The 14,942-nt window shown below is 46.8% G+C and carries 10 protein-coding genes; 4 read left to right on the top strand and 6 right to left on the bottom strand.

The annotated features are described in order from the left end of the window. Positions 1-84: 84 nt before the first annotated feature. Positions 85-1,557 carry a cysteine--tRNA ligase gene (gene cysS / locus GJV22_RS14770; RefSeq protein ID WP_163715368.1) on the bottom strand — a complete coding sequence of 491 codons (1,473 nt, stop codon included), beginning with the start codon at positions 1,555-1,557 and terminating at the stop codon, positions 85-87. Between the two features lie 41 nt (positions 1,558-1,598). Further along, positions 1,599-3,029: a class II fumarate hydratase gene (gene fumC, locus GJV22_RS14765; protein ID WP_163715365.1), complete on the bottom strand. Its 1,431-nt coding sequence runs from the start codon at positions 3,027-3,029 to the stop codon at positions 1,599-1,601. 185 nt (positions 3,030-3,214) lie between these two features. Here fumC and GJV22_RS14760 point away from each other — a divergent pair, with 185 nt between their 5' ends. Further along, complete coding sequence (locus GJV22_RS14760; RefSeq protein WP_163715362.1) at positions 3,215-4,588, top strand: radical SAM protein; 1,374 nt, start codon at positions 3,215-3,217, stop codon at positions 4,586-4,588. 51 nt (positions 4,589-4,639) lie between these two features. Here GJV22_RS14760 and GJV22_RS14755 read toward each other — a convergent pair whose 3' ends face one another. From GJV22_RS14755 to GJV22_RS14740, 4 genes are all read right to left on the bottom strand, one after another. Beyond that, the gene (locus GJV22_RS14755) at positions 4,640-5,089 is read right to left on the bottom strand and encodes a hypothetical protein (protein WP_163715360.1); all 450 of its coding nucleotides are present in this window, start codon (positions 5,087-5,089) and stop codon (positions 4,640-4,642) included. A 186-nt stretch (positions 5,090-5,275) separates the two neighbouring features. Further along, positions 5,276-6,526, bottom strand: coding sequence for a hypothetical protein (locus GJV22_RS14750; RefSeq protein WP_163715357.1), 1,251 nt, complete (start codon positions 6,524-6,526; stop codon positions 5,276-5,278). A 9-nt stretch (positions 6,527-6,535) separates the two neighbouring features. Beyond that, the gene (locus GJV22_RS14745; RefSeq protein ID WP_205461899.1) at positions 6,536-7,789 is read right to left on the bottom strand and encodes a hypothetical protein; all 1,254 of its coding nucleotides are present in this window, start codon (positions 7,787-7,789) and stop codon (positions 6,536-6,538) included. A 351-nt stretch (positions 7,790-8,140) separates the two neighbouring features. Beyond that, positions 8,141-8,809 (bottom strand): hypothetical protein, encoded by a 669-nt coding sequence (locus GJV22_RS14740; protein ID WP_163715351.1) that lies wholly within the window; start codon positions 8,807-8,809, stop codon positions 8,141-8,143. 529 nt (positions 8,810-9,338) lie between these two features. Here GJV22_RS14740 and GJV22_RS14735 point away from each other — a divergent pair. The 3 genes from GJV22_RS14735 (at position 9,339) to metF (ending at position 14,940) form a co-directional block, all read left to right on the top strand. After that, complete coding sequence (locus tag GJV22_RS14735) at positions 9,339-10,088, top strand: UPF0280 family protein (RefSeq protein WP_163715347.1); 750 nt, start codon at positions 9,339-9,341, stop codon at positions 10,086-10,088. Between the two features lies 1 nt (position 10,089). Further along, entirely contained in the window at positions 10,090-13,767 is a 3,678-nt protein-coding gene (gene metH / locus GJV22_RS14730) for a methionine synthase (RefSeq protein WP_163715344.1), read from the top strand. Positions 13,768-13,986: 219 nt separating this feature from the next. Beyond that, the gene (gene metF / locus GJV22_RS14725; RefSeq protein ID WP_163715341.1) at positions 13,987-14,940 is read left to right on the top strand and encodes a methylenetetrahydrofolate reductase [NAD(P)H]; all 954 of its coding nucleotides are present in this window, start codon (positions 13,987-13,989) and stop codon (positions 14,938-14,940) included. Positions 14,941-14,942 lie beyond the last annotated feature (2 nt).

The following is a 14,942-nucleotide window of genomic DNA, read 5'->3' as shown; positions in this document are numbered from 1 at the left end:
TTTTTGCAGTAGCATAAAAGTGACAAATGAGCATGAAAAAACCCCTGCGACTAATCGCAAGGGTTGTTATATTTTGTTGCAGACTTATTTCAGCTCCCAGCTGAAGCCATCTTTCGTGTCCTTAATTACAAATCCAATGTTGGTCAGTTCGTTGCGAATTTTGTCGGCTGTAGCCCAATCTTTGTTTGCTTTTGCATCCTGGCGCAACTGCAATAACAAATCAATAGCTGAATCAAAAGCCTCCATATTGGCGCCACTCTCTTCGCCCGGCTTTTTCAAACCAAATAAGTCGAAAACGAAGGTTGAATAAAATGCTTTCAGGTCTTCCAGATCCTGAGCCGAAATACTTGCTTTTCCATCTGCAATCGAGTTGATCATTTTCACACCATCAAACAAGTGAGCGATGGTAATTGGAGTGTTTAGATCGTCGTTCATGGCCACGTAGCACTTTGCTGTCAACTCAGCGATGTTCACTGTGGATGAATCGCCGGAATTCAGCTTTTCAAGCGTTTCTGTTGCTTTTAACAGACGTTCCATGCCTTTTTCTGCAGCTTGCAAGGCTTCGTTCGAGAAATCAAGCGTACTGCGGTAATGCGCCATCAGCATGAAGAAGCGGATGGTCATCGGATCGTAAGCTTTGTCCAAAAGCGGATGATCGCCGCTGAAAAACTCGTCCAGCGAAATGGCATTCCCCAACGATTTTCCCATCTTTTGTCCGTTCAGGGTAATCATGTTATTGTGCATCCAATAGCGAACGGAATCTTTGCCATAGGCTGCTTTTGACTGTGCAATTTCAGCCTCGTGGTGCGGGAAAGTCAAGTCCATTCCTCCACCGTGAATATCGAATGTTTCACCGAGATATTTACAGCTCATCGCAGTACATTCAAGATGCCATCCGGGGAAACCGTCGCTCCATTTTGATGGCCAACGCATGATATGTTCCGGTGTCGCTTTTTTCCAAATCGCAAAATCGAGTGGTGAATGCTTTTCATCCTGGCCGTCCAATTCGCGGGTGCTGCTTTGCAAATCTTCAATTTTGCGCCCCGATAATTCACCGTAGGGATAAGATTTGGCATATTTTTCAACATCGAAATAGACGGATCCGGCGCTTTCGTAAGCAAAGCCGGCTGCCAGAATCTTCTCCACCACTTCAATTTGCTCAATGATATGTCCGGTTGCCCGTGGCTCAATGCTCGGAGGAAGCACATTCAGCTTCTCCATATTTTTGTGGTAGTCGTTGGTATAAATCTGAACCACTTCCATTGGTTCCAATTCTTCCAAACGAGCTTTTTTGGCAATCTTGTCTTCCCCTTGGTCGGCATCGTTGGCTAAGTGGCCGACATCAGTAATGTTGCGCACATAGCGAACTTTGTAGCCAATGTGTTTCAAATAGCGAAATAAGAGGTCGTAAGTTACAGCCGGCCGCGCATGTCCCAAGTGTGCCTTACCGTAAACAGTAGGGCCGCACACGTACAACCCAACTTTACCTGGATGCAGGGGGGTAAAAACCTCCTTTTTACGGGATAATGTATTATAAATCTGCAGTTGATTTTCCATCTAATAGAGAAATTTTTGCAAAGGTAGAAATTTCTCGAAAATTATTCCGATTCTGTGTTCCACCATGGATTTTTGTGCTTATTCATTTCAACCATCTTTTCCGGGACAACCCATTCGTCAAACTGTTCGGCTGTCAGTAAGTTCAGCGAAATGGCTGCTTGCTTTAAACTGGTATTTTCAGCATACGCTTTCTTGGCTATCTTGGCTGCGTTTTCGTAACCTATGTGCGTATTGAGTGCGGTAACCAGCATGAGTGAATGTTCTACATGTTGGTTAATGCGTTCGGTGTTGGCTTTAATGCCTGTTACACAGTGTGCTGTGAACCTTCTGCAGGCATCGGCGAGAAGCGTTGCAGACTGTAAAAATGTATTGATCATCAACGGTTTGTAAACATTTAGTTCGAAAAAGCCATTGGAACCGGCAATACTCATGGTCGTATCGTTTCCCATCACCTGTACGCAAACCATGGTTATCGCTTCAGCCTGGGTCGGGTTGACCTTTCCGGGCATGATTGATGAACCGGGCTCATTGGCTGGCAGAATTAGTTCCCCGATTCCGGAGCGCGGACCTGAAGCCATTAAACGGATGTCGTTGGCAATTTTCAGAAGACTTACAGCTATTTGTTTCAGTGCACCATGTGATTCCACCAACGCATCGTGTGCTGCCAGGGCTTCAAATTTGTTGCGGGCCGAAGTAAATGGCAATTCCGTCAGCTCGGCGATCTTTTCAGCTACTGTCCATGAATATCCGTCCGGAGTGTTCAGTCCGGTTCCGACAGCTGTTCCGCCCAAAGCAAGTTCAAAGAGATGGGGCAGCGTATTTTTCAGGGCGACTATTCCGTGTTCAATTTGAGACACATAGCCTGAGAACTCCTGGCCCAGGGTTAGCGGAGTAGCGTCCATCCAATGTGTTCGGCCAATTTTCACGATGTTCATCATCTCCTGCGATTTTGCTTCCAGCGCTTCGCGCAATTCATCAAGTGCCGGAATGGTATGATCAAGCAGTTTTGTGCAGGCCGCAATGTGCATGGCTGTTGGAAACGTATCGTTGGACGACTGCGATTTGTTGACATCGTCGTTGGGATGAATGGCAGGTTTTCCTTCACCCAGTTTGTTGCCGGCCAATACATGCGCGCGGTTCGAGATCACCTCGTTCACATTCATATTAGTTTGTGTACCTGAACCGGTTTGCCACACCACCAACGGAAATTGGTCGTCCAGTTTACCGGACGAAATTTCATCGCAAACCGCGGCAATAGCATCTCTTTTCGATTCGGAAAGTACCCCCAGTTCATGGTTGGTAATCGCAGCGGCTTTTTTCAAAATGGCATAGGCATGGATAACCTCCAGCGGCATGCTCGCCGGTTTCCCGATTGGAAAATTTTGAATGGAACGTTGGGTTTGAGCACCCCAATATTTGTCGGCGGGAACCTTTATTTCACCTAAAGTATCCCTTTCAATTCTTTCATTCATTTCAACGGAACTTTAACGATTTTAATCCTTTAGACAACTAAGATGTGCAAATGTTTGCAGATGCGAATCATCCATGTTTTGAAATATTTTTCGGGCTTGCATCTTCGATTCAATTTAAACCTACATTTGCCGGCAGTTATTTGATGTATTAAATGAATGGGTTAACGCCTTTAAAACAGCGGCACTTGCTGAGGAATCAGGAAGAATATCAGGTGAAATACAACTATTTGAAGTTCCCATCGCCCGATGAAGCTGCAAACGCGATGAACGAACGGCAGGCAATTTTGTCGGCTATCGGCGATCGCGTTCAATGGGGATTTCATCAAAGTAAAGTTGATGTGACGAAGCTTTCGCGTGGCTGCCAATTGTGCGGCGAAGGGGAGTGGTCGTGTTTATTCATCAACAATCTGTGTAACGGAAAGTGCTTTTACTGTCCGACGCAGCAAACCGATTTGGCCCGGCCGGAGACGAATACGCTCGTATTTGATGAGCCGGAAGCCTATGTCGAATATATCCGTGAGTTCGGGTTTAAAGGCGTGAGTATTTCCGGCGGAGAACCGCTGATTTCCTTTGAGAAAAGTCTTGCGTTTGTGCAAGCCGTTAAGGCTGCTTTTGGCGACGAGGTGTATGTTTGGCTGTACACCAACGGCATTTTGCTGACCCCCGAAAAGGTTGAAGCTTTTAAACAAGCCGGCTTGAACGAGATGCGTTTCGATATTGGCGCTACCGAATACAAGACAGATAAGCTGAAACTGGCTGTGGGACAAATTCCCGTTGTGACCGTTGAGATTCCAGCTGTTCCGCAGGAAGAAGAATTACTGAAAGCAAAGATTCGCGAGTTGAAAGATTTGGGGCTAAGTCACCTGAATTTTCACCAGATGCGGTTGACTCCCTACAATTTTAATGAGTTGATTGAGTACGATTACACCTACACGCATGGCGAAAAGGTAACAGTGATTGACTCGGAACTGACCGCTTTGAGACTCATTCAATTTACCCTGGACGAAGGCATTGATTTGCCAATCAACTACTGCTCGTTTGTGTATAAAAACCGCCATCAGAAGTCGGCTAACCGGAAGAAGCACGCACCGATTGTGATTTACCCGTGGGAGCAGATGACCGAAAACGGATTCATTCGAAACCTGTTCACGAAGATCAGTCCCGATCAAAAGGAAATCGTTTTAAACGCTTTCGACACTGAAATTGCCGCCGGGAAAGCCAATTTCAACGCTTATTCGGGGCGGCTTGATTTTCACGTGGAACAATTTGAGAAAATAAAAGAACTGGAATTACCTGTTTGGCTTGCGTATCATGTCAGTCATATTTTTCCGCAGGCAACCGGAATGAATGATTTCGAAACCATTTATCTGAATGGTGAGAAAGAAGTGGTGGTCGAAAGAACAGCTGCTGCTTTGCCGCTTTTGCTTGATGCCGGGCATTTAGCGCTTCTGGATCAGGTGCTGGAAGGGAAAGGAAAGTATGCCGAGCTGATGGATGCAGGGCTTCAGCAAATAATGACTTACGAGTTTATACCGGAAGGTTTGGGCGACTATTTTTAAAAGATAAAGGCCGGTTTTTGACCGGCCTTCCTGCATTATATGTTGCGAAGCTTAAAATTTCATGCTAACACCAATGGCGGAATCAAAGCCGGTACCGCCACCAATTTCGAGGTTAACGCCCCACTTTTCACTCCAGTAGTAACGTCCGCCAATTTGCAATCCCAGGTTCAGATCAACGCCGTTACCACTTAAAACACCCAGGTTGGCTCCCAGGTAAAAGTCCCAGTTTGAAGGGATTTCCATCAACCGGTTCCAGTGATAGTCAACACGACCGAGGGCCGCGAAACGGGTGTCGTCATCCAAAACCAGTTTAATCACAGGACCCGCAGTCCAGTCGTTGTGGAAAGCAAAGTCGACTCCGGCATAAACCGGCAGACCATGATCGCTGGCTCCCAGACCAAAATTAAGTTGTTTTTCTCCTTTTGACAGCGGGGCCGAACCTTGAGCGAAAACCGTTCCCGTTAGCAACACCAGAGCAATAATTAAAATTCTCGTTTTCATAGTAATCTGTTATTTAATAATTGAATTTAGAATGATCAGCATGCGTTAAAACCGGAGTTTTTGATCATGTTACACGGAGAGCTTTTCAAGCTAAATACACCGGCTAAAAGAACGGACGCCGGGATGATTTAGTTTATACAAAGGTACAAATATTTTTCAGAGACGGTTTTGGATCCTTTGCTGCAGCTAACCGGTAACAGCTGTTAAGTCTTTCTGATTGGCAGGTTGCAGGTAGTTGACAAGCTTTTCGGCCAGTTGGTAATGTTTGGAACACAATTGTTCGTCAAACCTTTCCAGATTGAACAGATTAGCGCAACCGGCATCGCAAAACAGCTGTTTCATAGTCGGGTTGTCTTTCAGGTCGGAATGGTAAAAGGTACTTAGACGATCTATGTTCCAATAGTGCATGTCGATTTTCGACAGTCCGCTCAGTTTATTCAGTCTTTCGCCTTCGGGTGTGTCGTTTCCGGTCAAAAACAGGAAGGTTATAACGACCAGGGCGTCGTCTACAATCCGGGATACCCAGTAGCCCATTTTCCCTAAGAAGGTCTGGTATTCCACCAGGTAGTAGCCAGCACAGCGGACAACTTTTGGGTCAATAAAACTGTCGAGCATAAAAATGAAAAGGTCATCGAAGTTGATGATATCGATTCGTTCTCTCAAGCGTTCGAGGGCGTGCGACTGGACGTAGACCGGCAGGGTTTCTTCCAGATCGAAAGGGATATTTTCGAACAGGGACCGGTTAACTTTAGACCATGCCGGTTCTTGCATTGGCGTATAAATTCCCAGGCGGAAGGTCGGACGCATTTGTTGCTTTAATTTGAAGTAGCGTATTTTTTGTTTGCGATGTTTTACGGTGAATTTAAGCCGGTTTCTTCTGCGGCTCAGTTCATGCTCGCCCACGAGCTCCATAAAAACAGCTACCAGGCTGTTGGGTGGGCTCGACTTGCATAAGCTGAGTGTTTGGCAGTTTTGGTTGATTTTTTCCCGAAATTGTTTTTCAGTTTTAGGAATATCGATATGGCCATCCAATAGACAGCATATTTGCTTCTCGGTTTCTCCCTTCCTGACCTGCAGCCAGCTCTTCACATCAAACAGCACCGGGAGATACGTGTAAAACCTGTAAGCCGGGATTTCAACGCCACCTTCTTTTAGTGACATGGTCGTATGGTGCATGATCCTGTCCAACTCCTGGCGGATTATTTTGAAGTGGTTTTTGCAAAGTCCGGGAGCATCTTCGGGCTGTAGTTGTATGGGAAAGTGTCGAAGGTCATAGACTACTTTTTTCATAGACGGATTAAGAAGGTCGACCACTTCGGCGCAGTCGCAAAGGGCCAGTATTTCTTTCATATTGCGGAAATACACGTTCATCCGGGTTTGCTCGTCTTGTTGGCGCGGCGGATGTTGCTTTGCTTTTTTCTTTTTTCGGTTTGCCATGGGCGGTAGTTAAATGGATGCTGTTAACGACTTGGGCTTGCCTTGTTTGGCGGGTTGCAGAAGCTGTGACAGGGCGAGTGTACTGTGGTGCCTGTCCGGATGGGCCGTACTGGATGGGGTAATCTGGAACAGACTGTGGCACCCGGCACTGCTCACCAGCGACTTCGGTTTGTGTTCGCTCGTTAAGCTCGACTGGCTAAACGTGCTTAGGCGGTCGGTGTTCCACTGCGACATATCGACCTGGTGACGTTCGCACAGTTGGTGAGCCCGGTCTCCCTCGGGCGTACCGTGATCGCTCAACAGCAGAAAGGTCTTAATCAGTATTTTGTCGTCGACGATGGCCGAAACCAGGTAGCCAGCTTTCTGCCCGGAAATCGACAATTCGATCAGTGTCTTCTGCTTATACCGAAAGGCTTTTTGCGATTTCAGGGCCAAAATCAGGTACAGGTAAAAGTATTTGCGGTCAATGATGTCGAGCCGCTGAATCATGCGGTTCGTTGCATGAATCTGGATGTAGACCGGTAGCTTGATTTCATCCGAATACGGACTGTTTTCAAATAACGACTGGTTTAGATGAAGCCAGTTCATCTGCTTGTTTCGGCACGACAAGCCGATGCGGAAAGCCGGTCGGACAATGTCGCCCAGTTTAAACTTTTGTTGTTCGCTGTAACATTCCTCTACCACGAAGGCCAGTCCGGCGAAGTTCCGGTCGGCCAGCCCGTTCTGAATGACCGGTGTGATGGAGATCAGGCGCGTCTCCGGCCAGGAGTAGATTAACCCGCAGTACAGGCACAGCTCGTTTAAAGCAGCTTTGGCAGACTTGTAGGCTTGTTTGAGCTGAAATTTTTCACCGATCATCCGGCTAATCTCGTCGGCGTTCCGAAACGATGTTTGCCGGCATCGGCGATCGAGCTGCATCAGACAGGCCACATGCCTGAAAAAACGGGCGATGCTAACCTGCTGACCGCTGTCGCCCAGGCTAACAGTGGTCTCGTTCAGCTCCCGGTGTAAGCTGCTTTGGAGCTTCGAAAATTCGTCGTCACCCATCTTCAGGCTTCTTCCGCGTCTAATTTCAGCAGGACCGGGAATTTGCCGAAGAAGTTCCGTTTTCAGCGGCTGCGGAACCAGGTAAAGCAGGTGGGGGCATTGTGCGCCGTTCAGTATTTCCTGTAACCGTTGTTCGGTAGCGGTTGTGCCTGCCTTCGATACCAGCTTTCGCGTCGTCGGTCTGCGGGAGGATTTCTTTATTGGGGCTGCCATCATTTGGCTGGGTTAAGTTGGGTTGAGAAACGGTAAACGTATCTTCCGGCAGGTGGAAGCGGTGAGCAGAAGCCGCGGATTTAGCGGCTGTACGAACTGTTTGGAAGCCTGTATTGACGATGTCGACGGCTGTATAAAGGGCTGTTACGCCTGTAAAGCCTTCCGTTATGCCTGTACGAACAGTTGTTACGCCTGTATAGGCTTCCGTTACGGCTGTGTAGCCTCCCGGAGATTCTGTATAGACACTTGCAACGGCTGTATGACGTCTCGGAGCGTCTGTATTGATCTTGGTGACGTCTGGAGAAGGCTTTGTATTGTCTGTAGACGGTCTTGTGAAACGAGCAGTGATCCTGGTTACCGCATCGGTTTCAGCAGGGCGACCAGTCGTTTGTACATGATGCCTTTGACACCCTCTTTCGATCTGTAATATTGCTTGACGCTTTTACTAAGGGGGACAATACCGTTTTGCGGATTATACATCGCCTGGTTTCGCAGCTCCCGGGCGTTGTTCAGGGCGGCATCGGTATTGGCTGTTGCGTTATTTTTGACCTGCAGATCGGCGCTCAGGGTATCGAGGGCCGTGGTGCTCAACGTCGGGTCGTTGGTCGCGTAGAGGCTGATTTTTTTCAGCATCGACAGGAACGAATCGAAATATTCTTTCAGGTGTTCGAATCCTTGCGTCGAATTCGCGGCATACCCTTTAATCTTATCATAAAAGGTTTTCATATCGGCAATGGTCAGGGCATCAACTCCAAGCATAGGCAGCAGGTCGTTCACCCGCGTAACGCGTTTCTCCATGTCGGCATAAACGGTCTGCCGGTCATTGACGGCAAAAGTGTAGTCGGCCAGGCAGCTTCGAACAGCCGACAGTGTAGCAGCCACCGGAGCCACATTGGCTTCCAGGTTCAGCATACTCAGTTTGTCTATAGGGGGATTGTAATCAGCCGTCTCGGTTTTCAATTCGGCAATCATTTGTTCATAAAGAGATAGATTTTTTTCGTGTCCTGTTTCTGAGGTGGTCATAATTTCATGTTTTAATAATCAGATTGTTACATAAAATTAAAGAGTTGACAGATGGAAGTCAATACTTTGTCAAATGCTATTGAAATATAATCACCGGCGGACAGGGCTGTATCCCTTATAAAGCTAGGGATAATGCATATGTATAATAAGCATAATTTATTGTCATTCTAAATAGTACAAGCGTTAATTGAGCTTTAAAAAGCGAATCAATTGGTGTGTTTGTTTTGAAAATTAGGGCTTTTGCCATTACATTTGAGCTCAATTATTTAAACTCAGGAAATTCGGCTTGTTGCGCAAGCTGTATCTGAAACTTATTTTACCTATGAATACACGACATACAACTATTTTATCGCTTTTCAAGTTAAGTTACCGCCACTATGCGAATAGTTGTATGCGCTGACTGGCGCGTGTATCCGATTTCCCGGGCGCTGAACTTGCCCGTAAAACTTCCTGTAATTTTAAACTAAAACACGAAAATACCGTTCAATGAACGGTTGCGGGTTCATTCTAAAAATGAATTGATCATACTATGTTATTTGAAGCAAGAACATTTCGGAATAGCTTTCCAAAGGATCGCTTTCAATCGTTTGTCGTAGAATATTTGGAGTCTGATGTCTGGGTGGGGGTAGATCCTGAATCATACCGGGCCGACATGGAGGTCGAAGTCCTTCAGGTGTTGACGAAAGCGGTTGATGAGCTGAAGGCTTACGTGGAAGAAAATCCCCTGTTTAGGAAGAGTTTGAAAGCGTGCGCTGTTGCCGAAACAGCACCGGAAGCGATCCGTAAATTGGCTCATTCGGCCGAACTGGGAGCTGTTGGACCACTGGCTGCCCGAAGTGGTTTGCTCAATGAATTGATTGGTCAGGCACTGCTCGAAAAGTTCGAAATTGGCGAATTGATTGTAGAAAATGGCGGTGATTTGTATTTAAAGCTTCGAGATTCGCTGATTGTGAGTATTTTTGCCGACGATTTGGAAGATTCGGGCCTGATGGGCCTCGAAGTGATGCCTGAACAAACGCCCCTTGGCATTGGAACCGGTTTGGGAACCAAAGGTCATCCGATTAACCACGGAAAGGCTGATGCCGTGATGATCATGGCCAAAAACGGAGCCGACGCCGGAGCTTTGGCCGTTGGAGTTGGTAACCGGGTGAAAAAGTTGAGCGATCTGGAAAAAGTGCTGAAACACCTGAAACTAATGCCTGAAGTGACGGCTGCTGTTTTAATTGTGGAAGACCAGATTGCGGTTCATGGTGATAACGAATTGAAATTGATTTCTTAAGATGACACAAAAAAAAGACATACGTGAAGAACTGAAACACCGCGTGCTGGTACTCGACGGAGCCATGGGAACCATGATCCAGAAGTACAAGCTGACCGAGGAAGATTTCAGAACCGAAGATTTTGCTGAATTAACCAATGAGTTGTTCGGGAATAACGACTTGTTGTCGATTACGCGTCCGGACATCGTAAAAAGCATACACGCAGCATTTTTGGATGCGGGATCAGATATTATTGAAACGAACACTTTCAATGCCACCAGCATCTCGCAGTCTGATTATCACACCGAAAAATGGGTGTACGAAATCAATAAGCAATCGGCGAAGCTGGCCAGCGATATAGCCGAAGAGTTTACAGCTAAAAATCCGGATAAACCGCGCTATGTAGCCGGTGCATTAGGACCAACCAATAAAACACTTTCCTTGTCTCCCGACGTCAACGACCCGGGTTACCGCGCCACAACCTTCGATTTGGTGAAGGAATCGTACCGCGAACAGGTGAAAGGGCTGCTCGACGGAGGAGTGGATCTGCTTTTGGTAGAAACCATCTTCGATACCTTGAATGCAAAAGCCGCCTTGTTTGCCATCGAGGAAGTGTTGGAGGAACGTGGATTGCGCTTGCCGGTGATGGTTTCGGGTACAATTACCGATGCCAGCGGACGGACTTTATCGGGACAAACCGTAGAGGCTTTCCTGAACTCGGTACGCCACATCGACCTGTTAAGCATTGGGTTGAACTGCTCGCTGGGTGCCAAAGATATGCGTCCGTATTTGGAAGAAATGTCGAAGAAGGCGCCTTTCTACATCAGCGCCTATCCAAATGCCGGGCTGCCAAACCAGTTTGGCGAGTACGACGAAACGCCCGAAGAAATGGCTGGCCAGGTCAAAGATTTCCTCGATCACCACTTCGTGAACATCATTGGTGGTTGTTGCGGTACCACGCCCGATCACATCCGCAAATTTGCGGGAGTTGCAGCGGCTGCCGAGCCTCATGTGAAACAAAAGAATGACGAATTAACCCGTCTTAGCGGACTGGAACCGGTAACCATTACGCCCGAAACAAACTTTGTGAATATTGGTGAGCGTTGTAATGTGTCGGGTTCGCGCAAATTTGCCCGCCTGATCCGGGAAGAAAAATATGAAGAAGCATTGGCTGTTGCCCGCGAACAAGTGGAAGACGGTGCCCAGGTGATCGATGTCAACCTGGACGATGCCATGCTTGATGCCCACAAGGAAATGGTGACGTTCCTGAATTTGCTGATGGCCGAGCCGGATATTGCCAAGCTGCCGGTGATGGTGGATTCCTCGAAATGGGATGTGATTGAAGCCGGGCTGAAATGTTTGCAGGGAAAAGCCATTGTGAACTCTATCAGCATGAAAGAAGGCGAGGCTGAGTTTTTGGACCATGCCTCGAAAATCAAACGTTACGGAGCCGCTGTTGTGGTCATGGCTTTTGATGAAACAGGGCAGGCTGACAGCTTCGAGCGACGGGTTGAAATTTGCACCCGTGCCTACAAGCTGCTGACTGAAAAGATCGGTTTTCCGGCTGAAGATATCATCTTCGACCCGAACATTCTGACCATCGGTACCGGGATGGAAGAGCACAACAACTATGCAGTCGATTTCATTGAATCGGTGCGCTGGATCAAAGCCAATCTGCCACATGCCAAGACCAGTGGTGGTGTGAGTAACGTGTCTTTCTCGTTCCGCGGAAACAATGTAGTGCGTGAAGCCATTCACTCCGTATTCCTGTTCCACGCCATTAAAGCCGGTTTGGATATGGGGATTGTGAATCCTGGGATGTTGCAGATTTACGATGAAATTCCCAAAGATTTACTCGAATATATTGAGGATTTGGTGATGAACCGCCGCCCCGATGCGACCGAGCGTTTGCTCGACTTTGCGCAAACGCTGAAAGCTGAAGAAGGCAAAGTGGTGCGCAAGGACGAATGGCGTGAATTGCCCTTGGTGAAACGCCTGGAGCATGCGCTCGTCAAAGGTTTGCCCGATCATATTGAAGAAGACTTGGACGAAGCGATTCCGCTTTACAGCCCCACGCTAAACATCATCGAAGGTCCGTTGATGGACGGGATGAATGTGGTTGGTGACTTGTTTGGATCCGGGAAAATGTTCCTCCCCCAGGTGATTAAATCAGCCCGGGTGATGAAGAAAGCGGTGGCTCACTTGCTGCCTTACATTGAAGCGGATAAAGCGAAATTCAAGAACCAGCAGAGCAGTCAGAAAAAGATTTTGATGGCTACAGTGAAAGGCGATGTGCACGACATTGGTAAAAATATCGTGGGTGTTGTGTTGGCCTGTAATAACTATGAGGTGATCGACCTTGGTGTGATGGTTCCAACCGAGAAGATTCTGGAAACAGCCATCAAAGAAAAGGTTGATGTGATTGGCTTGAGTGGTTTGATTACGCCATCGCTCGAAATCATGGTGAATGTTGCTGCTGAAATGGAACGTCGGGGATTTACCTTACCGCTGATGATTGGTGGTGCAACGACGTCTAAAATACACGCTGCGGTCAAAATTGCTCCGCAGTATTCTCATCCGGCTGTGTATGTGAAAGATGCCAGTCGTACGGTGAATGTCGTGGCTAATTTGGTATCCGGTAATCAGGAATACATTCAAGGCATTAAGGATGAATATGCTCAAATCAGGGAGTTTCACGGGCAGCGGAAAAAGAAGGAATATTTAACGCTGGAAGAAGCCCGTGCCAACAAATTCACACCCGATTGGAGCAAGAATGAGATTTATAAACCGAAGCAAACGGGATTGGTTGAGTTGATTGACTTCCCGATTGAAGAGCTTCGCAAGTATATCGACTGGAATTTCTTCTTCTTCGTGTGGGAGTTGAAAGGTCGTTTCCCTGAAATTTTGGACGACAAAGTTCAGGGCGAACAAGCACGTAAAGTTTACGAAGATGCGCAGATCATGCTTGATGAAATCATTGAGAAGAAGATGTTGCAAGCGAACGGCGTTTACGGGTTGTGGCCGGCTCAGGCCGATGGTGATGACATCGTGCTTTACAACGACGAAGACTGCGGTGATGAACTGGGGCGTTTCTATCACCTGCGTCAGCAAGAGAAGAAAAAGCCTGGTGTGCCCAACTTCTGTTTGTCAGATTTTGTAGCTCCCAAAGAGCTTGGGAAAACGGATTATTGCGGTGGATTCGCTGTTACAGCAGGCATTGGTATCGAAAAGTGGATGGCTGAATATAAAGCCGATCATGACGATTATAAAGCCATCATGCTCGAAGCACTGGCCGACCGGTTAGCGGAAGCTTTTGCCGAGCTTTTGCATGAAAAAGTTCGCCGCGAATATTGGGCTTATGCTCCGGACGAAGATCTGACGTGGGATGATATATTGAAAGTTCGTTACCAGGGAATTCGCCCGGCGATGGGCTATCCTGCTTGTCCGGAACACCACGAAAAGGAAAACCTGTTCAACTTGTTGGGAGCAGAGAAAATCGGCATCAAGCTAACTGAACACTACGCCATGTACCCGACAGCTGCGGTTTGTGGTCAGTACTTTGCTCACCCGGAATCGCGGTATTTCAGCCTGGAGAAAATAGGCAAAGACCAGGTGGAAGATTACGCGAAACGGAAAGACGTTTCGGTTGATTTGGTGGAGCAGTTCCTGCCGGTAAATATCAATTATAAAGGAGTTTAATAGATAAAAATTTAGAGATAATGAATAGTTCAACTAAAAAAGCGGTAATCGCTTTTGTTCTTGGAATGGTGCTTATGTTTGTACTTGATATGTTTTTTCACTTCAATAATTCGGTTGAAAAACAAATTCAGCGAGAAAGTAGTAAAACACAAAAGAAGATCGAGAGTATTTTTAAGTAAACCACGGTAGCTCCGCTACTTCCACATGCAAGACTGACCAATGAAAGTTATTGACATCATAAATCAAAGCAATAAGACTGTATTTTCATTTGAATTGCTTCCTCCGTTAAAGGGAAACGATGCCGGAAATATTTATCGGACCATTGAAAGTTTAATTGATTACAATCCGAAGTACATCAATATCACAACACATCGTGATGAAATGATTTACAAGGAAATGCCCGATGGATCGATTAAGAAACAAGTGGTTCGCAAGCGGCCGGGAACGGTTGCTATTGCTGCGGCTATTCAGCACAAATACGGTATTCCGGTGGTTCCGCATATTTTGTGTGGAGGATTTACCAAAAGCGAAACCGAGCACGTGCTGATTGACCTGAATTTCATGGGAATTGAGAATGTGCTGGCATTACGCGGTGATGGATTGAAAACCGATAGCGTATTTCGTCCCGACCCGAATGGACATAGCAATGCTGACGAACTTGTGAAGCAAATTGTCGATTTGGGGAAAGGAAAATACCTGGATCCGGATTTGAAAAACACAACACCGTTGGAGTTTTGTATTGGTGTGGCCGGTTATCCGGAAAAGCATTTTGAAGCACCGAATTTCGACACCGATTTGACTTATTTGAAACAAAAGGTTGATGCCGGTGCCGAGTACATCGTCACACAGATGTTCTTCGATAATCAGGTTTATTTCGATTTTGTGAATCAATGCCGCGAGGCTGGAATTCATGTGCCGATCATTCCGGGAATCAAGCCGATCAGCAATGTGAATCATCTGACGATTTTGCCTAAGATTTTCAGTATCGACTTGCCGCAGGATTTGGTGAAGGAACTGAAAAAATGTAAAAATAACGACGATGCCAAAGTTGTTGGAACCGAATGGGCGATTCAGCAGTCGAAAGAATTGGTGGCTAATAAAGTGCCCAGTTTGCACTTGTACACCATGGGGATGTCGGATAATGCCCGTAAAATTGTTGAAGCTGTTTTTTAGAA

It is taken from the genome of Mangrovibacterium lignilyticum, assembly GCF_010882175.1.
GTDB lineage: Bacteria > Bacteroidota > Bacteroidia > Bacteroidales > Prolixibacteraceae > Mangrovibacterium > Mangrovibacterium lignilyticum.
This window is presented reverse-complemented; position numbering and strand designations above follow the sequence as displayed.

Excerpts from the sequence above, each read along its gene's own strand:
- GJV22_RS14740 (WP_163715351.1), bottom strand. The coding sequence starts at position 8,809 with ATGACCACCTCAGAAACAGGACACGAAAAAAATCTATCTCTTTATGAA.
- GJV22_RS14755 (WP_163715360.1), bottom strand. The coding sequence starts at position 5,089 with ATGAAAACGAGAATTTTAATTATTGCTCTGGTGTTGCTAACGGGAACG.
- GJV22_RS14735 (WP_163715347.1), top strand. The coding sequence starts at position 9,339 with ATGTTATTTGAAGCAAGAACATTTCGGAATAGCTTTCCAAAGGATCGC.
- GJV22_RS14745 (WP_205461899.1), bottom strand. The coding sequence starts at position 7,789 with ATGATGGCAGCCCCAATAAAGAAATCCTCCCGCAGACCGACGACGCGA.
- cysS (WP_163715368.1), bottom strand. The coding sequence starts at position 1,557 with ATGGAAAATCAACTGCAGATTTATAATACATTATCCCGTAAAAAGGAG.
- GJV22_RS14750 (WP_163715357.1), bottom strand. The coding sequence starts at position 6,526 with ATGGCAAACCGAAAAAAGAAAAAAGCAAAGCAACATCCGCCGCGCCAA.
- metH (WP_163715344.1), top strand. The coding sequence starts at position 10,090 with ATGACACAAAAAAAAGACATACGTGAAGAACTGAAACACCGCGTGCTG.
- metF (WP_163715341.1), top strand. The coding sequence starts at position 13,987 with ATGAAAGTTATTGACATCATAAATCAAAGCAATAAGACTGTATTTTCA.
- fumC (WP_163715365.1), bottom strand. The coding sequence starts at position 3,029 with ATGAATGAAAGAATTGAAAGGGATACTTTAGGTGAAATAAAGGTTCCC.